The organism is Pedobacter suwonensis (genome assembly GCF_007833675.1).
Classification (GTDB): Bacteria; Bacteroidota; Bacteroidia; order Sphingobacteriales; family Sphingobacteriaceae; genus Pedobacter; species Pedobacter suwonensis.
This window is the reverse complement of the sequence record NZ_CP031708.1, coordinates 4,415,520-4,441,239: the sequence shown is the minus strand read 5'-3', so window position 1 is coordinate 4,441,239 and position 25,720 is coordinate 4,415,520. Positions and strand designations below refer to the sequence as shown.

General features: G+C 40.0%; 30 protein-coding genes, 1 tRNA gene and 1 pseudogene. 16 read left to right on the top strand and 16 right to left on the bottom strand.

Annotation, left to right across the window (positions count from 1 at the left end; translation table 11 throughout):
• The 5 genes and pseudogenes from DV942_RS18430 to DV942_RS18415 form a co-directional block, all read right to left on the bottom strand.
• A pseudogene (locus DV942_RS18430) lies at positions 1-677 on the bottom strand (YWFCY domain-containing protein).
• A gap of 9 nt (positions 678-686) precedes the next feature.
• Positions 687-1,076, bottom strand: coding sequence for a DUF5712 family protein (locus tag DV942_RS24055; protein ID WP_280525545.1), 390 nt, complete (start codon positions 1,074-1,076; stop codon positions 687-689).
• A gap of 49 nt (positions 1,077-1,125) precedes the next feature.
• The gene (locus DV942_RS24050) at positions 1,126-1,608 is read right to left on the bottom strand and encodes a DUF5712 family protein (RefSeq protein ID WP_280525544.1); all 483 of its coding nucleotides are present in this window, start codon (positions 1,606-1,608) and stop codon (positions 1,126-1,128) included.
• 4 nt (positions 1,609-1,612) lie between these two features.
• Positions 1,613-2,158 carry a BfmA/BtgA family mobilization protein gene (locus DV942_RS18420; RefSeq protein WP_145859995.1) on the bottom strand — a complete coding sequence of 182 codons (546 nt, stop codon included), beginning with the start codon at positions 2,156-2,158 and terminating at the stop codon, positions 1,613-1,615.
• Positions 2,159-2,382: 224 nt separating this feature from the next.
• Positions 2,383-2,727 (bottom strand): hypothetical protein, encoded by a 345-nt coding sequence (locus DV942_RS18415; RefSeq protein WP_145859993.1) that lies wholly within the window; start codon positions 2,725-2,727, stop codon positions 2,383-2,385.
• Positions 2,728-2,912: 185 nt separating this feature from the next.
• Between DV942_RS18415 and DV942_RS18410 the strand changes: the two genes are divergently transcribed.
• A complete protein-coding gene (locus DV942_RS18410; protein WP_145859991.1) occupies positions 2,913-3,641 on the top strand; it encodes a hypothetical protein in 729 nt (242 codons plus the stop codon).
• Positions 3,642-3,816: 175 nt separating this feature from the next.
• Here the strand turns inward: DV942_RS18410 and DV942_RS18405 are convergent, their stop codons facing one another.
• Positions 3,817-4,608, bottom strand: coding sequence for a hypothetical protein (locus DV942_RS18405; protein WP_145859989.1), 792 nt, complete (start codon positions 4,606-4,608; stop codon positions 3,817-3,819).
• Between the two features lie 236 nt (positions 4,609-4,844).
• Positions 4,845-5,072, bottom strand: coding sequence for a JAB domain-containing protein (locus DV942_RS24195; RefSeq protein WP_222431121.1), 228 nt, complete (start codon positions 5,070-5,072; stop codon positions 4,845-4,847).
• Between the two features lie 298 nt (positions 5,073-5,370).
• Between DV942_RS24195 and DV942_RS18395 the strand changes: the two genes are divergently transcribed.
• Together DV942_RS18395 and DV942_RS18390 are read left to right on the top strand one after the other, a co-directional pair.
• A complete protein-coding gene (locus DV942_RS18395) occupies positions 5,371-7,788 on the top strand; it encodes a hypothetical protein (RefSeq protein WP_145859987.1) in 2,418 nt (805 codons plus the stop codon).
• A gap of 95 nt (positions 7,789-7,883) precedes the next feature.
• Positions 7,884-8,699, top strand: a complete 816-nt coding sequence (locus DV942_RS18390) for a hypothetical protein (protein WP_145859986.1) — start codon at positions 7,884-7,886, stop codon at positions 8,697-8,699.
• A 77-nt stretch (positions 8,700-8,776) separates the two neighbouring features.
• On the opposite strand, the gene DV942_RS18385 is transcribed toward DV942_RS18390, so the two are convergent.
• From DV942_RS18385 to DV942_RS18365, 5 genes are all read right to left on the bottom strand, one after another.
• Complete coding sequence (locus tag DV942_RS18385) at positions 8,777-8,965, bottom strand: helix-turn-helix transcriptional regulator (protein ID WP_145859984.1); 189 nt, start codon at positions 8,963-8,965, stop codon at positions 8,777-8,779.
• Positions 8,966-9,139: 174 nt separating this feature from the next.
• Entirely contained in the window at positions 9,140-9,841 is a 702-nt protein-coding gene (locus tag DV942_RS18380) for a response regulator transcription factor (protein WP_145859982.1), read from the bottom strand.
• 1 nt (position 9,842) lies between these two features.
• Positions 9,843-10,652, bottom strand: coding sequence for a sensor histidine kinase (locus tag DV942_RS18375; RefSeq protein ID WP_145859980.1), 810 nt, complete (start codon positions 10,650-10,652; stop codon positions 9,843-9,845).
• On the bottom strand, positions 10,619-11,299 hold the full coding sequence (locus tag DV942_RS18370; RefSeq protein WP_145859978.1) for a hypothetical protein: 681 nt from the start codon (positions 11,297-11,299) through the stop codon (positions 10,619-10,621). Before DV942_RS18370 ends, DV942_RS18375 begins: the two co-directional genes overlap by 34 nt.
• 33 nt (positions 11,300-11,332) lie before the next feature.
• Positions 11,333-11,761, bottom strand: a complete 429-nt coding sequence (locus tag DV942_RS18365) for a hypothetical protein (RefSeq protein ID WP_145859976.1) — start codon at positions 11,759-11,761, stop codon at positions 11,333-11,335.
• A 331-nt stretch (positions 11,762-12,092) separates the two neighbouring features.
• Between DV942_RS18365 and DV942_RS18360 the strand changes: the two genes are divergently transcribed.
• From DV942_RS18360 to DV942_RS18345, 4 genes are read left to right on the top strand one after another with little or no spacing between them, the layout of a single operon-like run.
• Complete coding sequence (locus tag DV942_RS18360; protein ID WP_145859975.1) at positions 12,093-12,674, top strand: toll/interleukin-1 receptor domain-containing protein; 582 nt, start codon at positions 12,093-12,095, stop codon at positions 12,672-12,674.
• A 10-nt stretch (positions 12,675-12,684) separates the two neighbouring features.
• On the top strand, positions 12,685-13,056 hold the full coding sequence (locus tag DV942_RS18355; RefSeq protein WP_145859973.1) for a TIR domain-containing protein: 372 nt from the start codon (positions 12,685-12,687) through the stop codon (positions 13,054-13,056).
• 11 nt (positions 13,057-13,067) lie between these two features.
• Positions 13,068-14,045: a caspase family protein gene (locus DV942_RS18350; protein WP_145859971.1), complete on the top strand. Its 978-nt coding sequence runs from the start codon at positions 13,068-13,070 to the stop codon at positions 14,043-14,045.
• 8 nt (positions 14,046-14,053) lie between these two features.
• Positions 14,054-14,545, top strand: a complete 492-nt coding sequence (locus tag DV942_RS18345) for a hypothetical protein (protein WP_145859969.1) — start codon at positions 14,054-14,056, stop codon at positions 14,543-14,545.
• 76 nt (positions 14,546-14,621) lie between these two features.
• Here DV942_RS18345 and DV942_RS18340 read toward each other — a convergent pair whose 3' ends face one another.
• Positions 14,622-15,077 carry a JAB domain-containing protein gene (locus DV942_RS18340; RefSeq protein WP_145859967.1) on the bottom strand — a complete coding sequence of 152 codons (456 nt, stop codon included), beginning with the start codon at positions 15,075-15,077 and terminating at the stop codon, positions 14,622-14,624.
• A gap of 365 nt (positions 15,078-15,442) precedes the next feature.
• Between DV942_RS18340 and DV942_RS18335 the strand changes: the two genes are divergently transcribed.
• The 3 genes from DV942_RS18335 to DV942_RS18325 are packed head-to-tail and all read left to right on the top strand — an operon-like array spanning position 15,443 to position 16,819.
• A complete protein-coding gene (locus DV942_RS18335; protein ID WP_145859965.1) occupies positions 15,443-15,763 on the top strand; it encodes a hypothetical protein in 321 nt (106 codons plus the stop codon).
• Positions 15,744-16,250 carry a recombinase family protein gene (locus tag DV942_RS18330; protein WP_145859963.1) on the top strand — a complete coding sequence of 169 codons (507 nt, stop codon included), beginning with the start codon at positions 15,744-15,746 and terminating at the stop codon, positions 16,248-16,250. Before DV942_RS18335 ends, DV942_RS18330 begins: the two co-directional genes overlap by 20 nt.
• A 50-nt stretch (positions 16,251-16,300) precedes the next feature.
• Complete coding sequence (locus DV942_RS18325) at positions 16,301-16,819, top strand: recombinase family protein (RefSeq protein ID WP_186462343.1); 519 nt, start codon at positions 16,301-16,303, stop codon at positions 16,817-16,819.
• A 464-nt stretch (positions 16,820-17,283) separates the two neighbouring features.
• Here the strand turns inward: DV942_RS18325 and DV942_RS18320 are convergent.
• The 3 genes from DV942_RS18320 to DV942_RS18310 all read right to left on the bottom strand — a co-directional run bounded on the left by DV942_RS18320 (position 17,284) and on the right by DV942_RS18310 (position 18,892).
• Positions 17,284-17,357 (bottom strand) — tRNA-Arg (locus tag DV942_RS18320).
• A gap of 99 nt (positions 17,358-17,456) precedes the next feature.
• The gene (locus tag DV942_RS18315) at positions 17,457-17,921 is read right to left on the bottom strand and encodes a redoxin domain-containing protein (protein ID WP_145859959.1); all 465 of its coding nucleotides are present in this window, start codon (positions 17,919-17,921) and stop codon (positions 17,457-17,459) included.
• A gap of 56 nt (positions 17,922-17,977) precedes the next feature.
• Entirely contained in the window at positions 17,978-18,892 is a 915-nt protein-coding gene (locus DV942_RS18310; RefSeq protein WP_145859957.1) for an SDR family oxidoreductase, read from the bottom strand.
• Positions 18,893-18,985: 93 nt separating this feature from the next.
• On the opposite strand from DV942_RS18310, the gene DV942_RS18305 reads away from it, so the two are divergent.
• The 6 genes from DV942_RS18305 to DV942_RS18280 all read left to right on the top strand — a co-directional run bounded on the left by DV942_RS18305 (position 18,986) and on the right by DV942_RS18280 (position 25,663).
• Positions 18,986-19,504 carry a hypothetical protein gene (locus DV942_RS18305; protein WP_145859955.1) on the top strand — a complete coding sequence of 173 codons (519 nt, stop codon included), beginning with the start codon at positions 18,986-18,988 and terminating at the stop codon, positions 19,502-19,504.
• A gap of 199 nt (positions 19,505-19,703) precedes the next feature.
• On the top strand, positions 19,704-21,206 hold the full coding sequence (atpD, locus tag DV942_RS18300) for a F0F1 ATP synthase subunit beta (protein ID WP_090984891.1): 1,503 nt from the start codon (positions 19,704-19,706) through the stop codon (positions 21,204-21,206).
• A gap of 81 nt (positions 21,207-21,287) precedes the next feature.
• Complete coding sequence (atpC, locus tag DV942_RS18295) at positions 21,288-21,533, top strand: ATP synthase F1 subunit epsilon (protein WP_090984893.1); 246 nt, start codon at positions 21,288-21,290, stop codon at positions 21,531-21,533.
• Between the two features lie 140 nt (positions 21,534-21,673).
• Positions 21,674-23,209, top strand: a complete 1,536-nt coding sequence (locus DV942_RS18290; protein WP_145855352.1) for an IS1182 family transposase — start codon at positions 21,674-21,676, stop codon at positions 23,207-23,209.
• An 867-nt stretch (positions 23,210-24,076) separates the two neighbouring features.
• The gene (ilvE, locus tag DV942_RS18285) at positions 24,077-24,967 is read left to right on the top strand and encodes a branched-chain-amino-acid transaminase (protein ID WP_145859953.1); all 891 of its coding nucleotides are present in this window, start codon (positions 24,077-24,079) and stop codon (positions 24,965-24,967) included.
• Between the two features lie 117 nt (positions 24,968-25,084).
• Positions 25,085-25,663, top strand: coding sequence for an O-methyltransferase (locus DV942_RS18280; RefSeq protein WP_090984899.1), 579 nt, complete (start codon positions 25,085-25,087; stop codon positions 25,661-25,663).
• Positions 25,664-25,720: the final 57 nt, after the last annotated feature.

Here is a 25,720-nt window from a genome sequence, read left to right as displayed (position 1 = left end):
TTACCATAGAAACGGACGCTGTCGGAAAAAACCTTTTTCCGGATACCTGGATCCGGGGGTGCCAGTAACGAGCAGCCCCCGGAAAGGATTAATTATATTGATAAACGAATTCCTGATTTTTCCTTTTAAATTATACCTGGCGGGCAGGTTCACGGAGTATTCAATTTCCAACAACCGCTCCTCCTGTGGAAAGGTTTCATTCTCGCTGTTAAAGACATCGGTATTTAAAGATGTTTTCATTAGCCTGGAAAGCATTGCACCTCCGGAAAGCATCATAAGATAACCGGTAGAAGTTGTTAGGATATAAAAGCCAGCCGTAAGCTGAACATCAAATCCTAACCTAAAAACGAAATAGGCCACAAAATATAGCAGTATCCTGCTATCAGATAAATAACAATTTCTTTTCTTTTGATCTTTTCATCTTTTCTGCCTTTCACTCCCAGCAAGGAAATCGCTAAACACAATAATGCCGCAAGTTTTGGCATCATGAACCCGTCAAAAAGCCCGGTCCTGCAAATATTTAAAATCAACCTATCCGTAATCCCTGCGGTAAAACCCCAAGTCTTAAAGGCTAAATAACAGCTCATATAAAAATGGATGCTTAAAATAAACAGGCTGATCAGCCTGGTAAAATCGGTAATCTTTCTAAGTCCGTTGGTATCTTCTCCTGTGTTCATTGTTTTTCTTTAGATTTTTAGTTCTGAATGCTGGTACCGTTTTTTCCGTTTCTTTTTCTGTTGGACGGGCGCGAGGGGATCGAATTCAGCCCTGGCGAGTAGCAGATCCATTAGCGTATCGGCAGGCGGGGCCAATAGCGCTGGCAAAACGTTCAAGTTCTGTTCCTGATCTGAAACCGATTGTTGATTCATGTTATTATCTTTTTGCCCGGCCATTGCTATGCGCTCCTCCAGGCTCCCGTTCTTTTGGGTATTGACGAATTTAAAGCTTTCGCTCACCGGCCTTTCGAAGCCAAACAGCTCATCAAATCGCTTTTCTCCGGAAGCTTTAAAAGCCACCCGGTCAAACTGCCCAACCGTTTTGGAGTGTGCTGTATTGGTGCCTCTGGAATTATTCATCGGGCTGAGTTTGATTTTTATTGCTGATGTCCCTGCGGCTAACAATTACCTAAATGTGCATCTGCTCCCCAGGTTTTACCGTTCCCCTTTTCACCTGCCCGCTTTTGACCTCCATATCTTTATAGGAATAGTAACGGTGGTTTTCCAGCTTACCGAACCAAAGCAAATCTTCGTTGCCGTTAATACCCTTGCGGTAAAAATTCCTGGCATATTCATCCATGATCTTTATCGCGAAAGCTTTTAACTCTTGCTTTGCGCCCATTTTATCAAGCATTTTCAGGTGGGCAATTTCTTTTTGGCTGGGCGAAATATTGATCAGGAAAAACTTAGCCTCATCCCTGCCCAATTTAGCCGTATTCTTATCAATCAGGCTTTTTACCAGGTAGGAATCAATGTGTTGATCATTCCCATTAAACCAAGGTTCAGCCACTGCATCTGGAAACAACCGGGCTTCCTTATCCAGATAATGCACCAGTTGGGCGCTACTGCCTTTATTGTTTCCAGCCTCGCTGCCAGTGATATTGATATACATAAGCCTACAAAATTTCTACCTGTTTCCTCGCTGTTTCCGCCAGCTCTTCCTTTTCCCTGCCCTTAAAACTACCCAGTTCTTCGCGGGCTTTGATATAACTGTCCAGTACCTGCAAAAATTTAAGTTTGAGACGCTCTTTTGCTTCCATACGCTGAAATACGGCTTTTAGCAGTTTTTCATTCTCCTGATTGATTTTTGCCATTTCCTGCTGGCCTGCCAGTAATGTTTTATTCGCACCAAGTACCTGCTCATTAAAAAATTTTACAATATCCCGCTGGTTGGAAATCATTTTTTCTACCCCTTGTTTTACCGGCAGCAATAACAGCTCTTCCTGTGAGCGGATAAAACCCATGTAGGTTTTATGGCTTTTGGCCAGCGAATTTTTTAACAGCTCATCATTCAGATCAGTGGGATCTTTTTTATTGCGGTAGAAATAATCCACCATCTGGGAGAACACCAGCCGCTTGGAACGGCCTAAGGCCAGGCTGATCTTATGCAGTCTGTCACCAGTGGTTTTGCTGTGTTTTATTGCGTTTAAGTGTTCCATCATTTCCCTTTTAGAATTCCCCTAGGAGTTCCTTTTTCTGGTCGAAAGCCACCTGCAAGGCAGCAAAGAATTCCCGGAGAATTCTCCAATAGCCACTAGCGCTAGCTAGAGGGCTAAAAGTCAGGCTTCGCCCGACTTCCGCTTGCTCCTTTTCTTTTTGAGGAGAAAAGGACTAACGGCGAGGAACCCGAGCCGGTGCTCTTAGGCCGATATAAGCCATTTCCTTGTTAGTGTTTTTTAATAACCATATCAGTCAGTACCGGCTTTCCGAGTTCGTTTGCCTCAACTGTTAGCTCGAGTAAAATTCCAAAAGGCAAGTATCGCACCTCTATCTCACCAGCCAGATATCTGCCCTGATTGGCAGCTTTCCGGTAAACCGATAGGCTAATTTTTTTATGAGAATCAGGCAGGGTAAAAAAACAGTTGATGGTCAAGCCACTTTTTGACCATAACATAAAATCGAGTTTTGCGGCATAAGTACCAAGCGGGACATCCTCTTTGCGATAGGGATAATTTTTAGGTTCGAGTTCTACTTCCAAATCAGGAGAGAATTCCAGTACAGTTGTTTCCATGTTGTTTCGAATTTGGTATCCAAAATTGGCTAGGAAAAAACATCGCTTATCCAATGTTGGAATGGTTGGATAATTATAGCTTAATTCATAAAATCTACAATGTTTAAAAATCTCACCCCTTAATTATGATTGCCTTTTCAATCTATTTTAATTGAAGTAACTTTAGAGCTTTAATTAAACAATCTATGCAAATTACTGACCTAAGTGGACTAGATCTGGAAAACGAAATTGCCGAGAAACGGCTTTCTCCGGAGTATGTATATGACTATCTTGAAAGCAATTTTCATGAAGTTACTACAAAATACAATAATAGAAAGCAGGTCTATAATAGCAAGATTAAAGCGTCGGATAGAGAGTTTTCAAGAACCTTAGCTTACTTTGATGATGGAATAAAGGCAGCTTCTAAATCGTTTGAAATTACAAAGGAAGCAATTAGAAATTTTGACAGCCCACAATATTTCGAAATCCTTTCGAAAGCATACGACCCAATCGCAGAATTCGATAAAATTGAGTTTGATGCCAGCAAATGGTCCAATGAGAATATGGAAAATTTTGATCAGCTCCATTCAGAATGGCTAGCACTTAAAAGTCAAGCTGACCACGCAAATAAAGCATTAATGTTTCTACTTAAGGGTAAAAGCCTTAAAGCAATTTCATCTGCATTTGTATTCGGACTTTCATTTACAATTTCTTATTATCTCGGAACTTACCTAGAAAACAAATTTGCTTTTATGGGCGAGTTTTGGGCTAAACTTCTTACAGCTTTTCTCTTTTATATTGTGGTTGATTGGCTATTGGATAAGGTTAAATCAAAACTTATATGGACACGGATAAACATCCTTTATCACGGGTTAAAAGAATTAACAGTTGTAAACGGACTTCAGCAAGAAATCGTTAACAATAATGAGGCTTAATAAATTTATAGAATATTATGAAAAGACATCCTTAAGGCATCAAACATTTTGTTGCTCTAGCTTATTTTGTTGTACTATTCCAAATCACCCTTATCCAAAACCAATCAAGCACCTTTAAAACAATGAGTTTGGCAAATTCAATGGAATTGTAGCATCTCTGTACTTTAAAAAAGAGTTACCTAGATCTGTTTATCGGATGTCTCCCATATAGTTCTTTCATTTCCAAATTTTCTTTTATGAGCATTTGAAGATGTTTGATAAATGTTGGTTCACCCAGTTCATAGAACATAAATGTACTTAAGGTTCTTCCAGCAGAACTAAGTTCTAATTGCGTCTTTATGCCATACTCTAATGAGTTTGATTTTTCTTTTTTTATCGAGATTTTGGTTTTCAATAACCCCAGATTGGCTAAATTCAAATCAATCAGGTTTGCGTACCGTCGATTGTCAAAGTCTATAAATCTTTCATCTATTTTAGAGCGATGGCCGCTAAACCCATGATACTGTAAATAGAAGGAAATCAGATCTCCCAATATCGCGTGCTCGATTATTGAGCTAAGACGTAGGAACATGGGCTTATCGATTCCATCCATGATATAGATCCGGAAAAGATTACCGATGATTTCCGCTTTCATCACCTCATCCAGGCGATCCAAAAGGAATAACAGCTTTTCAAAAATTTCACTAGCAGGATCCTCACTGTTGAGCCTGGCCAAAAATTTATCTTTATCAGCTTGGGGAATCCCGTCCAGTTTTGTTAAAAAGGAAGCGATTTTTCGGATCAGTTGCAGCTCTTTAATGGCAGATCCCATCTTATAAAGACTTACTACCGAACCGATTATTGGAATCTCTTTGAAAATACCTTCATCGAGGATACTGTCTATGGCTAGCTCGGTATAATCTTTTGCTAAATTGATTACTTCATCAGAAAATGCACTGGTCTTAAAGTCACGAATGATATTGCTCATAATTTACAAGTTATACAAAGGTCATCAAATATCCATGCCTTAATCTGACCGAATAACTTTATATTCTTAAACCAGCGATAGATATTGTGGCTAATTTAGAAACCTACTCAATTCTATCAACAAAGCGCCAACCTTATATTATCCCTTCATCTAAAAAACTATAAAACCCATACTTGGAAACAATAAGGTGGCATGCGCTAATCCTAAGAATATCCCACCAGACTTTAGTTTTCTGGTCAGTGCCAAATCAGCATCACTTGGTTATAACTCCCACTGGTATGGTTATGGCATACTATCATCGCACTCGCACAAGCTTTCGGCGCCACCGCCAAAATAACCTTCGGATCGGCAACCGTTCCCGAAAAACCACCCTGTGAAATATTCACTAAACCCAATACTCTACCCCTCCTGTTGAGCAAGATAACGTTAAACTCCTCTAAAAGTTCCAACCTGCCCTCGTCCATCACAAAGCAGCAGCAAAACATTCTGATCTACCCGCAACCCTAATACCGACTTTACCACCAATTCCCCCTTAAATAAATTTAAGCCGTCTTATGCCAGTCAAAGGATTATCGATCAATGGGTATGACCAATGTCTGGACACCAGAACGACACCAGCAATACACAATTATAAGTATTGATTAACAGCTAATTAAGCTTTATTTTTAAAAGCCAAAGCTTTTTATCAAAAAAACAAACTAAACCCCCTAAAGCTTTCGACCTCGTCAATAATTTCGTTACAAACCATCTAATGCTCGACAGATGAAACTAAACCTTATATTAATAATAGCGGTTACTTTTGTTTTTTATTCAACTTCATTTGCCCAGACTGGACAAAATTTATATCGGGATGCAATAACCCTCTATAAGTGGAAAATTGATTCAAATAGCCAGAACACAAAAACAGTTGGGACTATATTGCAAAAGCTAAGAACCCTAAAAGGAAGTTCCAATACCGCAAATCCGATCATTGATTCACTCACATATTTATTTAATACCAGGACATTTGCAGAAGAAATAAAGAAAAATAGGGAAAAAGTCAATGAGGAGATTATGAGACTTCTCCAGGCAAAAACAGATGCAAAATCGACACTTCTGAGCGGCCTTAAAGAAACTACCAAGGATCTCAAGAAGCTAAACAGCCGTCTATTGACCCTCCAAAACTTGCAAAGCTCCATTGCAGGCTATTCGCCAAACGGAGCCACAAAACTATCTTTGGAGGTTAACACAGAAGCAAGAAAAAACTGTCCAGATTCACTAGACATCCAGGATTCATGTTTCTCTTCTCAGGTGGCAATAATACTCAAGCGAAAAAAAGAAGAAGTACAGCAAACGATTGATCAGGTCAAAAGTGAACTTAAGTTAAAAAACAAGAGTTTCGACAATGGGATAAACCTCATTATGCGAGATCCAAAACTCATCGAAGAGGTTGGTTATATAAAAAAAGAGGCAGAGAAAAAAGAAGTGACTGATGTACTTAATAATTATCGGACAGGCAGTTATGCTTCTATTGAAACTCAGACCAAGGAGTATAATATAAACATTGTGAATAATGCTACCCAGCTCACCAATAAGGGAATGCCAAGCCAATCCGAGTTGATTGATGCATTTTCAATATACCTTGCCAAGCGGGTTAAACAAGAAGCGATGATTTATTTTATGCAAAGTTTGAGAAATAAACTTGACAGCGCAAGAAGTGAATGGGAATTGGTCAAGGGGCTAAATAAAATGCTTCCCGAAACCTCGAAGAAATTATGGGACTGGGACCAGATGTCACCGCCAAACTTCGATAATTCCTGGAAATACGCCTTCTCAAAGGACCTTATTTCCCTGCCAAAAAACGGAATCGATTACCTGAGAACCAACCGTCAGATCGTAAGTGATAAAATGTTACCCTATCTGGACTATTTAAATGATGGACATCAGGTCTCTGATAAAATCCTTAAGCACTACAATTTCATTCAAATGGTTGAATATTTCGCTGCCGAAAAAGAAATCAGGGACCTTAAAAGTACAGGTATGAAAAACTTTATGAGGCTTGCCTATATTATAAACGCCGAAATGTTTAAGCCGAAAGACTCGCTCAATCTGAAATCCTCTAATACCTTTTGGATAAGCTCAAGTGATTTCATCAGCAATATGCGCAATAATGACGACCTCATGCGCATATTCGTTTCGCTACTAATTAATAAATATCCTGACCTTCCCGGCTTTTTCGACAAGATCAATCTTTATTCCCTCAAAAAGGACGAGGTAACGATGGTTAAAAACTGGCTGGGTAATATGCTTATGGCTCTGCAGCATTTTCAGGAAAGCCAGGTTATGCTCAAGCAAGGTGACAAGCAAAACTACAATATCAATAGCTACTGGACTGCTCTCTCGGAAGTTATCGATGTTGCCCTGATGGTAAATAGCGACAAACCCATCATCAATATTTCTGAACCCCTCAGAGAAGGTGTCAAGCAGGTCGGTAATGTATTTGAAGTGTATCAGCTCATACAGGAAAAAAACTTTGGTGCCGCCTCTGGAAGCTGCATGAGCCTGCTCAGCTCTTACCTTTCGCCGGGCAGCAAATCAATGAAGGAAACATCCCGAATTATATCATTCATATCCGGAATTCTCCAGTCTAACTCGGCGGAGCAAATGGCCGATGTAATAGAAACCTTTGCCTTGCCCCCGGCCTCCTACCGGTTAAAACAGAATTACTATCACAGCATTACTATAGGTGCCTATTTTGGTCCTTATGCGGGGATTGAGTTTGTAAAGGAAAAGCAAAATGCTGCAATAGTGGGCTTTTCTGCTCCAATAACCCTTGATTTCAACTGGCGAAGCGGTAAAAACCTTCGGTCCTATATAACGGCAAGCCTGATTATGTTTGACCTAGGTGCCGTTGTTTCTTATCGGATTAAGCGAGAGGAAGGTGGCCTGCCAAAGGAGGTACGATGGTCGCAGCTTTTTTCACCAGGGGTAAATCTAAGATTCGGCCTTGGCAACAGCCCCTTAACTTTAAGCTTTGGTGGGCAAATGAATCCACAACTGAGGGACTTTGACACCGGCACAGGCAACGATGCGATCAGGCTTTCTGCCGGACTTTTGGTAGATATGCCTTTATTGTTGGTCAAAAAAAGGGAGCGATCTTTCAACATCAAGAGAGTGGCACAGCAACCTAAAAGTAAATAAACCATTGGTAATCCATCGGATAGTGGTGATGGATGGGTAGCTAAAAATTATGGTATTTCCGGAAAAAATAAAATAAACTCAAATAATTTATGTTGATGAGAATACTTCAAAGAACTCGCAGACTGCTGGCGAGGAATCTTTCTCATATCAGGAAATGGCTTTTGATCGGATCTTTTATCGCTATTGGTCCAGCAATAATTATTTATTTCCGGATGCCTGGTAAAAACCCATCGCATCCCCCAATAATCACTGTTTCTAGTCAAACTGTCAAAGCGCTACCCTTAACTGTAAATGTCGATGAAAATTTCAACATTTCATGCGGGATAAGCTTGCACTCTCTTGAAAATCAGAACTGGCAACAGCTAAATGTTAATTTCCCGCCGGGAACGCGTGATATTTCAATTGGAGATATCGATGGTCTTACTTTAGACAGCGTATCGAATTATCTTTTTAAGATTTATCCGGAAGGAAATATCCAATTTAATATTTCAAAAACAACCCCGGATAGTTTACTCCGCGGCAAATTTAAAAATAACCCTTTTAGTCGTGAGATTTCGTTTAAACTGGATAATGCGATTTTCAGCCACAGCTTTTCTAACAAATCATTGATAATATTTTATTTATGCACCACATCGGGTAGTGTTTCATCAGAAAAAAAGGTAGACGTTAATCTGAATACTCCTCAAACATTAGTTTTGAACTCATCCATACCGTCAGCTGAACGTATTTTACCTTTAGGCAATTTACTGAATTACGATTTTCAGGTAAATGACTCAGATAGCGGGCTTCTCTTTAATTTTACAGATACCTCTCATGCAATATTCGAGGAAATAACTTTATTTATAATATCAAGTGTGTTCGGTTTTTTTTCCGGGCTGTTAATTGAACATTTACTCAAAAACAGAACCTGAAAACAAGCAAATGAACTGATAAAATGGTTAATTAATATTTACAATAGATAGGTTTCTCAGTTTAAAGGTTTCGACGATCATTTACGGCCTGCGATCTTTGCTCCAAGATGGAACATTGTTTTAGCCCCATATCGTGCCTTTAGTTTCTTGATGGTCTTTTCAATCGCACTCAGACTGCAGGGCACCATCTCAAGCTCTGTAAGCCTTTCTGAAATTTCTTTTTGGTTCATGCCCTGGAGCAGGCAACTTATAATTACTTTTTCCATGAACAAATATAAATATTCATGATAAACCATAGTCTAACAGGAAACCAAAATCAGTCGGCTACCCTCGGCTGGTTATTCCTTAACATAGACAGCATAAAACAAATAATTCTGCTGACTTATATCTTACTAACCTCAGCTATATACTCACGACTACAGGCATCAAAATAGTTCCAATTATAGATTATCAATGTCACATATCTTATTTTTCAGGGCAAAGAGTACCAATCCCTGCCTGTTCCTAATACCAAAGCGCGTAAAGATGGCAGCTCTGTATCCATCTACTGTTTTCGGGCTGAGAAACATTTTCCCAGCAATCTCCTCATAGGTCAGATCCGAACAGGCCAAACGGATAAACTTGAGTTCGATCTCGCTGATCTGATCCCAAAGTCCTTGACCATTTATGCTTGGGGATCCATCAGCTTCAGATTCCTGCTGCTGTAAAGAATCGATCAGCTTTCCGGTGAGATAATCTGTATAGTAAAATCCCTTATTATTAATCGCTTGCAGCGCCTGATGGATGTCTTCTACTTCAATATCCTTCGACAAATACCCTTTAACCCCCAAACGCATCATCCGTACGATTGCTTCTTCGCTATCTACCATCGATACTACTAATACGGCAATCTTTGGGTAATTCTCCCTTAACCATAACATGGTCTCATAGCCATCCATGTCAGGCATATCCACATCAAGCAGCAGTATGTCCGGAAGTGCTTTTTTATCCAGTTTTCTAATCATGTCCTTTCCACTTTCAGCCTCAAGAACAACAAGGTAATTGTGTTTGTCTGCCAGGTTAATCAAGGTGATCAACCCTTTTCTGAATAGATTATGGTCATCAACTATAGCTATTTTTATCTGTGGTTTGTGGTATGACATACTAATATGGTTTATTTAACGGGATGGCTACGCTCACCTGCGTACCGTAACCCGGTGTACTACTGATCTGTAATTCAGCATTAATAAGTTTCGCTCGTCCAGCAATATTAAGCAGCCCGGTACTTTCCCGTTCAGCGGCATCCTGTGTGGCCTTAAGCTGATCAAACCCCTTACCATCGTCTGAAATCCGAAGGTTCAGGGAGTTTTCAGAATAACTTAAAAGAACTTCTACATTTTTTGCTTCTGAGTGTTTGACAATATTATTGAGTATTTCCTGGCAGAGGCGGTAAAGCACGATTTCCTGACTGGCAGGTAAGCGGAAAGGAGCCCCTTCACGGTTATAGGAAACTAAATATTTCTTTGTTTTGTCCAGCCTTTGGAGTTCATGCTCAAGTCTTTTATCAAAACCGGCCTTCATAATAAAATCCGAATTAAGAGACACGCTAAGTGCTTTAACTTCTGCCATAAGTTCCTTTGCAAGCAGCTTGGTCTCATTTACATGCTCCCTCACCTCACCCGAACTTTGGGCGAGTACAGCTGAAAGGTTAATATTTATAAGAGAAACAAGATGGCTGAAATTGGCATGGAGCTCCTTTGCTACATGATCAAGCGTACGGTCCTGTATTTCCAGTTTTGATTGCAGGACAGTCTGATTGAATGTTTCCCGCAGCTGAAGTACTTCCTGTTCATACTGAAACCTTTTTTTTTGCTGCCTGAAGAAAAAATAAGTAAGCAGACATACGAAGAAAAATACTACGGACGTCGATACCAGAATGGTTAGAAGGATTTCCTGTGAACGGGATTCTTGCATAGAAAGGCGATTAGATAGCAGATGTACATTAATATATTAAGTATCAGCAGGATATTGAACAGAGCCATTGCCAGGGACAGGTTGGTCCTGCTGAGGTAGTTGATAAAGATAAAATAGGGAAGGCTGACTGCGTGAAATACCAACGTACCCAGCGAAATCCAGAAAAGTGGCTCTCTTCCCACTGCCCGTGGAATTTTCCTGTTAAGTTCCTGAATGAAATAGGATGCTGCACAGGCAATCAATATGCCACTTCCGAGAATGATGCTGAAAGTATCCAATTGTCCCATACCCTGGATCATAAAAATGTTGGCCAGTGAAAATATTGCAAAAATGGTCGCTAAATACCATCCAGATTTCCCTTGTTTTCGGTTTTCAGAAACTGAGGAATAAAAGAAAATATAAAACAGGTACTCTGGAACAAAATAAAGATTATATATCCAGAGATTCTGTTTTGGGAAGTCCCAGTAGGCGGTACTGTGCAATCCAAGTTTCCAGCTGACAGCAAAAATCTCTACCAGAAAAGTAACCGTCAGGAAAACGGAAAATGCACGGTAAGGTCCTGCCCAGCCGTTTCTCCAAGCCTTCAAACTACATATCATACTGGCAGTCAAAGGGATCAGATAAAGATACTGGGCAGGATTTTTCATCCTTGAAGATACATCATCTTTTAGGAATTTCCTTTATCCTTCTTCCTTTTCATCACACATCGGTGGACAGGGTGAACCAACGTTAAAGTCTCTTGGCCCACCTGTTTCCATTGACCTGTCCTGAAAATTAGGCTCGTCCTCAATTGAAATATCGCTATGGCCTCCGGTAAGTTCGTCAGGTTTGGTCATTACCATTAGCAGGCAAAGCTGCCCGTTGTAAGTGTCCTTCTCGCCGTACGCACCGAAATAAATCCTGAGGCCGTCCGCATTGGCCTTCTCCATCTCCTCCAATAGGAAGGTAATGTGTTCTTTAGTATACCAGATCGAACGGGTATCAGGTTTACTGATCTTTTCTGATAATACAGGATGTTTGGTCTGCGCAAATCTTAAGATGCGCTCATTGGTGAGGGTTTTCCCCACGAAAAAGAAAGGTAAGGGTCTTGCCCCATTTTGCTGTAACATAAAATTGAATTTATTTGTTTTTAAAACTGGGACAATGATACACCCACAGAAAAGCGATTCCAATAGCATCAACTGCTCGGCGCGGAAAACCGCCCCCTTTTTCTGAAAAACGGTCATTTTACAGGAAAAACCCCTGGTTTTTACAGGAGATCTCCCTTCACCTTAAAAAATGCTTTTCCCTAACGGACCAAGCAGGCCCTTCCCCACCCTAAAAAAACAGCCTGGATCAGCTGGAAAACGAGCAAAATAAATTACAGGGTTTCTCCCTTTGATTACAGGTTTTTTCCAAAACCATTACGGCCTAGTTTTGATCGATTTAAAAAATATCATTATGTCATTATTTACAAGTAATTATCTCAAAGGGCTATCCAGGAACAAAAGCCTAAATGAGAGCGTTCAGCTCTCTGCCCAGCGCACTGCCGGTTATACCAGCTTCGACATTTTTCTCTGTCACAGTTTTCTGGATGCAGAAGAAGTTGAAGGATTGTACCTAGAACTGACAAAACAAGGCTTTAGGGTTTATGTCGATTGGATAACTGACCCGCACCTTGAGCGGGATAACGTCACAGAAGCAAGTGCAGCCCATATCCGCAAAAGGCTAAGGTCATCAAAATCGCTTCTGCTCGCTATCTCGCACAATGCACAAATTTCCAAATGGGTGCCATGGGAGTTGGGCTACGTGGATGGACATACCCAGCAATGTGCATTGGTTCCCATCTCAAAAGATAATTTGACCAGAACCTCCTTTAACAGGTCAGAATACCTCAAATTATACCCCTACGTTGAAAAGCCAAACGATCTTTCTGTGTTCAGCAACCGCATGTTTGCAGTTGATTCCGAATTTAAATATGTAGATCTGGACAGTTGGGTAAAGGGCGCTGCACCAAAACAGGAATTCCGAAAATTCTTTTAAACATTATATTATGCCTGATAAAAAAATAGTTTTTATCGCGTTCGCCATCGAGGATGAGCGTTTACGCGATTTTCTAAAAGGCCAGTCATTACTGGACCATTGCCCATTCGAATACATTGACCTTTCGGTTAAAGAAGCTTATGACAGCGACTGGAAAGAAAAAGTACGCACAAGAATCCGTCGTAGCCATGGTGTAATAGTACTGGTTAGTGAAAATTCCTTGACCTCTACCGGTCAAAAATGGGAAATAAAATGCGCAAAAGAAGAAGGTAAGCCCATACTTGCCATATGGATTTATACAAACGACCGGACAGTTATCCCAGGAGTTTCCACCAAAATCTGGACCTGGGAAACAGTTGGCAAATTTATCGACAATATTTAATCTTAACTATTATGAAAATAGCACTTATAGTCGGAATCGATTATTACCAAAACGTATCCGGTTTACATGGATGCGTAAACGACGCATACAGTGTTGAAAGTATGCTAAAGCGAAACGATGGAGGTTCGATCAACTTCAAAACCAAACTGGTTACCTCTTCTGGGCCTACTGACCAGGTAAACAAACGGGAATTAAAAGACTTGATCAACGTTCTTTTTTCCCAGAAGGCTGAAGTAGCTTTATTTTATTTTGCTGGGCACGGATACATTGAAGCAAATGGCGGTTACCTTGTTGCCTCAGATGCCACCCACGGAGATGATGGAGTATCGTTAAATGAGATTCTGGCCATGGCCAACCGTTCGCCTGCTACCAACAAAATTATCATACTGGATAGCTGCCATTCAGGTATTGCGGGAACCTCTATGGAAAATGCGGATATTTCGCACCTCTCCGATGGCATGACCATTCTCACCGCTTCAACTGCAGAACAGTATGCATCGGAAGAAAACGGAAGCGGCATTTTTACTACACTTATGGTGGACGCTCTAAGTGGCAGTGCAGCCAACCTTGTAGGGCAAGTGACGCCTGGTAGCATTTATGCCCATATAGACCAGTCACTAGGAGATTGGGATAAGCAACGCCCTGTATTCAAAACAAATGTCAAGAATTTCGTGTCCCTAAGGGAAGTTACACCGCCAATAATTTTGGAAGATCTGCGATCAATAGTTGAGTATTTTCCAGTAGCAGGGCATGAGTTTCAACTTGACCCAACTTTTGAAGCTGAACTAAAAGGAAGGGACGAAGGTATGCCTGAGCCAATTGAAGCCAACACACTGATTTTCAAAAGACTTCAAAAATTCAATCGTTTAAACCTACTCGAACCGGTAAATGCACCCCATATGTGGAGCGCAGCAATGGAGAGCAAGTCCTGCCGTTTGACCGCCCTAGGTGAACATTACAGACGGTTGGTCGAAAAAGAGTTAATTTAAACTGTAAAATGATAAGTATTGGAATTACCGGACACCAAAACCTCAATAAACATCTTGTAAAAGGCTGGTTAAAAAAACAGCTACATGCTGAAATATCTGTCATTCCTAAGATTATCTGCGCCTACAGCTCACTAGCTATAGGCGCAGATCAGCTTTTTGCTGAGGTTATACTGCGAAATAACATCGATCTTATTGCACTAATCCCCTGCGAAGATTATATACAAACTTTTAGGTACGGGCAGCAAAAAAAATATCGGGCCATACTGGAATTATGCTGTACTGTCGAAGTTCTTGGATATCAGCGTCCGTCAGAACAAGCATTCCTCAGAGCGGGACAAATAGTTGCTGACAGGTCAGACATCCTTTTTGCTATATGGGATGGAAAGCCGGCTAAGGGAACAGGTGGGACTGCGGATATCGTTGAATATGCATTGGGTAAAGGAAAAAGAATATTACATTTCGATATTAATGCACAGAAAGTTAACATACTTAACCATTAATATCACTTAAGGCTCTCCTATTATAATCTAAGTAGCCTGAGTCACCACCTATTCCCCAAAAATCCTTGATCTGCTATCACATTGTCCCTTTATCCAAAAAGCTATAAAACCCATACCTGGAAACAATCAAATGGTCATGCACATTAATTTCTAGGATATCACCCCCGGATTTTAATTTCCTGGTTAACGAAATATCTGCATCGCTCGGCGATAATTCCCCACTTGGATGATTATGCGCCAGGATCATTCCACTTGCACAGGCTTTCAGTGCCACTGCAAAAATTACTTTGGGATCAGCAAGCGTTCCAGAGAGACCACCCTTCGAAATGTTCACTACCCCCAATACCCTAGCCCTCATGTTGAGCAAAATCACCTTAAACTCTTCCAAAAGCTCAAGCCTGCCTTTGTCCCACCTTTCCATTAATACCCCGTAAGCTTCCTGTGCAGATGTAACCTGTGGCAACTCCGCCAATTTAAACGCCGGATGATAACTGATCTCAATCTCTGCTACTTTAAAACTTAAATTTTCCATAATTTTTCTGATTTAATTATGGAGCCCGGCCAAGGTTCAGCTTCTGCCAAAGCAAAAGGAGGAACGGAATAAATGGGTAGCGGGCAAAGGCCACAGGAGCGTTTATGCCGGAAATTCCTTTGCGTGCCAGAACTGAACCTTAAATTTGTACCTGAATTGAATAAGATATACTTCCCTCAGTTAAAGAAGTTTAATCCAATATATAAAGTCCATCTTACAATGGAGTGATAGCAATGCCGGCAACACTTCCTATGTCAATCGAAGTTAAAATGTATCTGAATGCAGCGGATTAAAATCCAACTTCTCCAACATTGGGCAGAGCGCAACCGAAATGGCGGACTTTTGACCTAAAAACCCTAATCCTTATGGAAACCATAATAAGCAAACCAAAAAGGAAAGCGATTAGAAAGGGTAGCAAAGTTACCAGGAACCTACTTGCCACACCAAAAAAAAGAGTACGAAAAGCCGTTACCGCCAAAATTCCTAGAAGCAATAACAGCAAAAAATCAACGGACATGGATCAGAAAGGTCTCGTTTCTTCAATAATAGAGGCCAAAAGTATAGAAAATTCCGATAACGATATCAGTAGGATCGCCGACCAAAAAGAGGAAAATTTGGTAAATTTAATCGTCAAAGTGCTGGTCAGATCCACACTGGAAGAATTATATGGAAAAGAGAGCAATTAGATATTTAAGGTTTAGCGACAAAAAACAGAGCGAAAACTCAATTGAGCGTCAACGGGTGGTAACTGACCACTATATAGAATTTCACAAAATCAACCTCGTAGATACATTCATCGACAGGGGAAAAAGTGCAAAAACCTTCGACAGGCCCGATTTCATTAAACTACAAGAGTTTATCGGTCTATACCATAAAAATGTAGATTACCTATTGGTTGACCAGATGGACAGGTTTAGCCGGGACGCGGGCGAGGTCATGAGCATGGTGAAAACATTGCAGTCCAAATATGGCATCCAGATCATCAGTGTCTCAGAAGGTATAGAATTTGACTATAATACCCCAGGTAGCTTCTTCAGGGCAGGACTACAACTACTTTTAGCAGAGGAAGATAACATTAACCGTATTATCAAAATCAGGTCTGGTTTATATTCCAAGAAAACCAAGGAAGGAAAATTTGTTTTTGGGATCAGCCCATTTGGTTATAAAAAATAGGAGAACCAAGAGACCGGCGACTAATCATCGATGAACGAGAAGCAAAAATCGTGCGTTTCATTTATGAAGCTTATCTAAAAAACGTACCGCTTTACCTGATCAAACAAAAAGCAGCCGAAATGAGCCTGGACCGTAAAGGCAACATGATCGTGGAACGGATCCTAAGCAATGCAGTTTACGCGGGACTGATTAAAGCTGAGCCCTATAAAGAACATCCCGGAGGGCTATTCCCCGGCATTCACGAACCTATTATCGACATGATCTCATGGAAAATGGTGCAGAGTAAATTTACCAGGCCAGCCAAAACCCGGACAATCGTCAACGACGAACTCTCCTTGAGAGCCATTTTAAAATGCCATTGCGGAAATGTAGTGACCGGCGCAGCCTCACGTGGCAAATCCGGCCAATATTTCTACTACTATAAATGCAGATTCTCTAAACACAACAACATTAGCGCAAAGAAAGCGCACATCCAATTTGATACCGCATTGGAATTAATGAGCCTGCAAAAAAAATCCGTAAAAAAAAATCAGAGATCGCGCGAATCAGGAGATCGAAAAAGAACTTGAAAATAACAGGAAGGGTCTGGTCAACAAAAAAGCAGAACTGGCAGGTGAACAGGAAATACTCTATGCTGTCGAAGAAAAGTGGATTAGAAATAAAATCGACCAAGAGACTTACCGAAGGTAGTATTTAAAGTACAAGACCAATATAGACGACCTGGAAATCGCTATCGTCAGTTTAAGCACTAACCACGGTGAAGCCTATAAAAATACTCAACAATCGCCTGGATACATTTACGGACATAAAATCTGTTTACCATCAATTTGATACCCTGGAAAAGCGTGAATTTATTGAGCTGGTGTTCGAATCTAATCTCTACTATGAAAACGGCATTTATCGAACACCTATGATATTAGAATTACTATCAGTTAATGAATTGAAAATGAATTATTTAAGTCTTTCAAATTAATGTTTAAGTAACTTAGTGAGCAATAAAAAAAGGGAAGATTTTTCAATCTTCCCTTTCCAGTGCACTCGTAGGGATTCGAACCCCAAACCTTCTCATCCGTAGTGAGATGCTCTATCCAATTGAGCTACGAATGCGTTTCCGTATCGTTAACGGACTGCAAAGGTATAACTTGATATTTTAATTTCCAACTAAATTTTAAAAAAATCTCAAAATAATTCTTTGCTGGTTATGCCTTATGTATTTAACACATCATTAATCGCCTTGAAATCAGGCAAATCCTTTGCATCTTCCAAAACTTCAGCATAAACTATTTTTCCATTTTCATCGATTACAAATGCAGCTCTTTTCGACACACCTTTTAATCCGAAGAAAAACTCATCATAAAAAGCGCCATATGCTGCTGATACTTCTTTATTAAAATCAGATAATAACGGGAACTGGTAATTTTGCACTTCTTTAAATTTAGCTAACGAGAACGGCGAATCTACAGAAATGCCAATCACCTGTGCATTGATACCTTCGTAATAACTGAAATTATCACGCATGGTACATAATTGCTCAGTACATGTTCCGGTAAAAGCCATCGGAAAAAAATGTATAATTACTTTTTTGCCTTTAAAACCTGAAAGGGAAACTTCTGTTAAATCAGAACTGTATAATTTAAAATCTGGGGCGGTATCGCCAACTTGTAATGCCATTGGTTTTTTATTTAATGTATAATGTAAAGTATTTTATTGTTTAATCATTTTAAGACTTACGACTCCGGACTAACTCTCATCTGCTGCTCCAAAATTAGCAATCCTTCTTCAAAAGAATGTGGGTTATACCCTAAATCTTTAATGGCTTTATCTAGCACAAATCCTGTTTTTTCAGGTCGTTTAGCTATTTGGCTTAAACTTGCGGAACTGATTTCATTAATAAACGAATGATCCAGTTTCCAATAATCGGCAACTTTTCGCACTAAATCGGCAATGCTCATGTAATCTTTGCCTGATATGTGGTAAGTCCCCCTGGCATCATGTTCAACAGCCAACAGACAGGCTTCAGCCAGATCTTCAGCAAGGGTTGGCATGCGCCATTGATCGTTCACTACATTTATGGGCGATGCTTTTTCTAAGGCACCTTTAGCCCAAAGCACAATGTTGCTCCGGCTCATGTCGTGGCTAATACCATATACCAATATTGTCCTTAAAATGGCATAATTTGCCTTTGAATTTTTAATCAGCTCTTCAGCCATCACCTTCGATTCGCCATAATAACTAACCGGATTTACCGCATCTTCCTCTTTATAAGGTCCGTTTTTTCCATCAAAAACAAAATCGGTACTCAGATGGATCAATTGAATGTTTTTTTCCTCGCATATAGACAACAAAGTTGCGACGGCCTCAACGTTTAACTGATGGCAAAGTGTTTTATTTTCCTCACAGGTATCTACATTTGTCATTGCAGCAGTATGGATAACTGCATCGGGACAATATCTTTCAATAACCGCCTTTACCTGTTCAGGATTTAGTATATCCATTTCTGCGTACTCATACCCTTCTTTTACAGGATAACGGTTTGCCCCTACTGAACTGGCTATGAGCTTTACCCGCCCTTCGGCAAGTACTTTTTCTGTTATTTTCTGGCCTAAAAGTCCATTGCTGCCGGTAACCAGTATTTTTTTCATTCTTTATATTAATTTATTATTTCTCATTTACCACCAACTGTAATAGCTTTATGGTAAATTGCTCACTAATTGATTTGAGAACCAAATATAAAGATGAAACCCATTTTAACTGCTCTATTATTTCTGATTGGCTTTAAAGCCATTGCCCAGGATTCAACATTGACACAACCTTACCTCAAAAAAAACAGCATTTACGCCGAACTCCTGGGAAACGGAGGTGTATATTCAATCAATTACGACAGGATCTTTCAATTAAGCAATCAAATAAAGATTGTACCTAGAGTCGGTTTTTCAACTCTTGAGGATGTATTGATTTTTCCACTCGAGGCAAATCTTCTCCTAAGCAAAAGTAATACATCTAAAAATTTCTTCGAAACAGGTATTGGCCTAACCGTATTGAAGCCGTTAAGTGGTTTTTCAGGACAACTGCTTACCATCAACGGATATGATTATAATTTTCATAACAACACTGTAAATACCCCCGTAATGATAAGGGCTGGTTTTAGACACCAGAAGCCAACAGGAGGATTGATGTATAGAACCGGCGCACTGCTGATAACCGGTGATGAAACCCTATTAACCATCGGAATTGGACTGGGTTATACTTTTTAACGTCGCATTGGATTCGTTGATTAAAAATGATCGGTTTTTGCGAAAATTTTTCGCTAAAAATTGATGAGTTTTATGCTGTTGAAAAATTTTATAATATATATTTAAAATTCAGCAAGAATAACTTAACTTTGCCAACCGAATTGGAGCCCCTACAAACAGCTTTAATTCATTGACTGTAATAAATTTACTCACAACAGATATGCCTAACTTAGGAAAAATAGCACAAATTATCGGCCCTGTGGTTGACGTTAGCTTTGCTGATGATGCCCATCTACCTAAAATTTTTGATGCGTTAGAGATAACGAAAGAAAATGGACAAAAAATTGTTTTAGAAGTTCAACAGCACTTAGGTGAAGACCGCGTTCGTGCAATTTCGATGGACTCTACCGATGGTTTGGTTCGTGGTATGCAAGTAGTTGATACTGGCGCTGCGATTAAAATGCCAGTTGGCGACCAGATTAAAGGTCGTTTATTTAATGTGGTTGGAGAAGCGATTGACGGTATCAACACAGTTGATAAAACAGACGGTCGTCCTATCCACGCAACCCCTCCTAAGTTCGAAGATTTATCTACTGAAACTGAGGTGCTTTTTACAGGTATCAAAGTAATCGATTTATTAGAGCCTTATGCTAAAGGTGGTAAAATCGGTTTGTTCGGTGGGGCTGGTGTAGGTAAAACGGTATTGATCATGGAGTTGGTTAACAACATCGCTAAAGCTTATGCTGGTTTATCAGTATTCGCAGGTGTTGGTGAGCGTACTCGTGAGGGTAATGATTTACTTCGTGAGTTTATCGAGTCAGGTGTAATCAACTATGGTGACGATTTCTTACACTCAATGGAAAAAGGTGGATGGGATCTGAATGCAGTTGATACTGAGAAATTAAAAGAATCTAAAGCAACACTGGTTTTCGGTCAAATGAACGAGCCTCCTGGTGCGCGTGCACGTGTAGCCTTATCAGGCTTAACTGTTGCAGAATATTTCCGTGATGGTGATGGCGAAGGCGCTGGAAAAGATATTCTTTTCTTCGTTGACAACATCTTCCGTTTTACGCAGGCAGGTTCTGAGGTATCGGCTTTATTAGGTCGTATGCCATCAGCGGTAGGTTACCAGCCAACATTGGCAACCGAGATGGGTTTAATGCAAGAGCGTATTACATCAACAAAACGCGGATCAATTACATCAGTACAGGCAGTTTATGTACCTGCGGATGATTTAACTGACCCGGCTCCGGCAACAACATTTGCCCACTTAGATGCTACTACAGTACTTTCGCGTAAAATTGCCGAGTTAGGTATCTATCCTGCGGTAGATCCGTTGGATTCTACTTCACGTATCCTTTCTCCAGCGGTTTTAGGTGACGAACACTATAACACGGCACAACGTGTTAAAGAAACGTTACAACGTTATAAAGAATTACAGGATATTATCGCCATCTTAGGTATGGACGAATTATCTGAGGAAGATAAATTAGTGGTATCAAGAGCACGTCGTGTTCAACGTTTCTTATCTCAACCGTTCCACGTAGCTGAGCAGTTTACAGGCTTAAAAGGTGTATTGGTTGACATTAAAGATACCATCAAAGGATTTAACATGATCATGGATGGTGAAGTAGATGAGTACCCTGAAGCTGCATTTAACTTGGTTGGTAGCATCGAAGATGCAATCGAAAAAGGTAAAAAATTATTAGCAGAAGCGAACTAAAAGAGACGTGAGACACTAGATATGAGATGTGAGAGAGACTTAGTCTCAAATCTCATATCTCTCATCTCCAATCTAAAAAAAATGAATTTAGAAATATTAACTCCAGATAAAAAAGTTTTCGAAGGCGAAGTAACAGCAGTTACGGTTCCTGGTACTTTAGGTTCTTTTCAGATTTTAAGAGACCATGCCGCTATCATCTCAACTTTGGAAGATGGAGAAGTGATTATTAAAGCAAATAAAACCGATGAACAACGCTTCTTTATCAAAGGCGGTGTAGTTGAAGCTATCCACAACAAAATCGTGGTTTTAGCCGAAGGTATCGCTTAGTTAAAATAATCAACTCATTTGGAAAGAGGCTGTCTCAAAAAGGCAGCCTCTTTTGTTTGGATAAAAAGTACACTTTTTGTCGGTTAATCTTGCTTTATTGAATTGAATTTCAGATATTTATATATAAATAATTGAGATTTATGGCTGTCCAAAAACCTGTTTTCAAGCCTTATTACCAGGGCCAGATCATGGCTATTCCGCCCACGCTTGATGAGCTCGTGGCGAAAGGCCATCCTGTCCGGATTGTAGACGACGTCATCAACCGGATCAATATCCAGGGGCTTTTAAATGCTTACAAGATTAAGGGTGCTTCAAGCTATCATCCACAAATGCTGTTGAAGGTTCTGGTATATGGCTATCTAAGCAATGTATACAGCAGCAGAAAGCTGGAGGTGGCCTGCAGGGAGAACATCAACTTTATGTGGCTGAGCGGGATGAGCTATCCCGACCACAATACCATCAACCGTTTCCGTGGCGCCCGCCTTAAGGAAAGCCTTCGCAGCGTATTCGAGGAGGTGGTAAAACTGTTGGCTGCCGAAGGCCTGTTGAGCATTGAAGAAGTTTATACCGACGGCACCAAGATAGAGGCCAATGCCAATAAATACACTTTTGTATGGAAAAAGGCCATCCAGACCAATAAGGAAAAGATGAAGAAAGCCCTGGGTGAAATCTGGCAATATGCCCAGAGCGTTGCCAAGATGGAAGACGGCTTGCCCGAACCACCGGATTTTACCGATATTGATACCCAAAAGGTACAGCAGACGGTGGATACGCTCAATGCGGTATTGTCAGAAAAACCCGGTCTGGACAAAAAGGTCAAAGCGAAGCTGAAATATGTAACCAGGGAATATCCGGAAAAGATGGCAGAATATGAACGTAAAGAAGAAATACTGGGGAACCGGAACAGCTTTAGCAAAACCGATGAGGATGCGACCTTCATGCGCATGAAGGAAGACCACATGCGCAACGGACAGCTCAAACCAGGTTACAACGTACAGATATCAACCTCCAACCAGTTCATCGTAAACTATACCATTCACCCCAATCCCACTGATACCACCACTTTAAAGGAACATCTTGAACAGCATGAGGCCAGTTTTGGCAGAACCCTGAAAACCCTTACCGCAGATGCAGGCTACGGAAGCGAGGAGAATTATGAGCTGTTGGAAGCGAACGGGATTGAAGCCTATGTAAAATATGGCATGTTCGATAAAGAGCAGAGTGAAGCCCACAACAAAAAAAAACCATTTGCCCGGGACAGGTTATTCTACAATCAGGAGCAGGACTGTTATATATGTCCGATGGGCCAAAAAATGCATTATATCGGAGACAGCACGAGAAAAACAAGTACCGGTTTTGAGCAGACCAGCAAAAGGTACCAGGCAAAGAACTGCGTTGCCTGCCCACTCAACGGTGCCTGCCACAAATCCCAGGGAGATAGGATCATAGAGGTCAACGAGAACCTAAAGCGGCATAAAGCAAAAGCATACCGGCTACTCAACAGTGACAAGGGAATCGGGAAACGAAAGCAGAGGTGTCATGATGTAGAACCAGTCTTCGGGAATATTAAGCAGAACCACGGGTTCCGCCGCTTCATGCTCCGGGGCAAGGAAAAAGTGGCAATAGAATGGGGATTACTGGCAATCGCACAGAATATCAGAAAAAAAGCAGCATAAAAGGCTCGCTTTTGATGTTTTTTAACAAATTGATAGCTCAATAAACATTTCTAGCCAGCAATGAACAAATAACACACAGAATTATTTAAACACAAAAAAAAGCTGTCTCGTGTATTTTGAGACAGCCTCTTTTTTTTATTATTTTATTTTCGAAATCTTGTACTGACTAACCTTCAACCGGTTTAACTGACGCAATCATCGTGCTGAACTTGTTTCAGCATCCTTCCTGTTAAATAGATCCTGAAATAAGTACAATAACGATGAGATCAGGGTAGATCCTGTATAAATGACGTACCAATTCTCAATAAGTATTAAACACCTGTAATAACCAGTTGTCTTCCTAGGTGGTAACTGCAATTTTTCGTTGTTATTTCGTGACTAAACAACCCCAAATTTTCAATTTTTAACGCACTTATACTCATTTTAGGCAGAAAATCAGAAAATTTATAATGCAAGCATAACAAATAGACCGTATACCGTTTTGATATTTGGTCTACAACTGTCGGCATTAAATCACTAATTACACCTCAATTAAGAATAATATTTTGATTTTGGTAAAAATTAAAATATTATATTCCGATTTAACTTTTTTTTGATTTCTCTTGCATATTAATGAACCAAAAACTAAATTGGTTTTATAAACAATAAGATAATCATGACGATTGAAAATCACACCTTTAACCCAAAAGCATTAGCAGCAACAGTTGTCAGCGTGGTGTTGTTTCCTGTCATTTTATTTAACCTTCTGCTCCTAAATATTTTAGGCAAGAAGCGGACGCAGTTTAAATAGATTTTAATAAACTAAATATATCTAAAGCGTCCCGAACAAACGGGACGCTTTTTTTAAATAACAAAATAGAGAGTATTATGAAATACTACAATTCTAATACGATTATTTACCTTGACGGAGCTTTTGAAAAAGCTGTAAATAGCAGTACTGACCTTTACGGCCAATCACTACATTACGGTTATGCCGCTTTCGAGGGTATTAGAGCCTATAAAACACATAATGGTAACCGAATTTTCAAAGCTGCGGCCCATTTCGACAGGTTGGAGCGTTCCTGTCAGTTGGCAAACATTCCTTTTCCGTGGGATAAACAGGAGTTAATTGCTGCAACCTATAAATTGCTTCAATTGAACAAGCTGAAAGATGCTTATATACGCCCGCTGGTATTTTGCCACCCTAACATGAAATTAAACGAACCAAGTGGCGTTTCGATTTTAATATGCGCTTGGGAATGGGATGCATATTCGGGTAACAAATTATTAAAATTAACCGTTTCTGATTACGAAAGACCAAATCCAAAATCGGTTCCGATGGAAGCAAAATTGAGCGGGAACTATGTTAATTCTATCTTAGCGACTACAGCAGCGAACATTAAAGGTTATGATGAAGCATTGCTTTTAGATATGCATGGTTTTGTTGCTGAAGCATCTGGCGCAAATATATTCCTCGAAAAAGATGGCAAATTATATACCCCATCGCCAGGCAATATTTTACCCGGTATTACCAGAGCAACAGTTAAAGAACTTTGCAACGTTTTGGATATAGAATGTGTGGAGAAAAAGCTAACCATAGAAGACCTTAAAAAGGCCGACAGTGCTTTTTTATGTGGAACAGCAACCGAAATAGCAGGCATTGCCTCTATCGATGATATTGTTTATCGCCCATTATGGAGAGAATCTATCGGTTATACCATACAGCGTGCTTATAAAAACCTGGTGCTCGAAAAAGTAAATTATGAAGTGATCATTTAAATGGGCTGATAGCTCAGCGCCAAATGGCTAATAACAGATTAGCATAAATGCTATTAACCAAATGACGTGAATAAGCAGCCAAAAAAAATTGAAATAATAACGAGCAACCAATAACAGATGACGGAAGAAATCAATCAAAATTATCCAAAGGCATACCAGCAGATCAATACGGCTACTATGGCATCAGGATTTAACATGGCTTCGGACGTATTAACCTGTTCTTTGCTTAAGACACTTGCAGCGTCTAAACCTTCCGGCAGTTTTCTTGAACTTGGCACCGGAACCGGTTTATCAACAGCCTGGATATTGGATGGTTTAGATGAACAAAGTACTTTGATATCAATAGATCACGATGCTAAATTTTTAGCAATTGCAAAAGATTATCTTGGCGATGATGATCGTTTAACCTTAGTGAATACTGATGGCGCAGAGTGGTTTAAAGAAAACGAAGGCAAAAAATTCGATTACATATTTGCAGATACCTGGCATGGAAAATATTTGCTTTTAGATGAAGCGATTGCCATGCTCAACAAAGGTGGCCTTTATATAATTGATGATATGTTACCTCAACAAAATTGGCCTGATGGTCATCAGGAAAAAGCCAATAAGTTGATTAAGGATTTGGAATCCCGTGATGATTTACACTTAACCAAACAAGTTTGGGCAACAGGAATCGTAATCGGGGTAAAAAAATAGGATAATATAGTAAATAGTTCTTTGCATTTTTAAAGAAGTTAGTATGTTTGTAGTTCA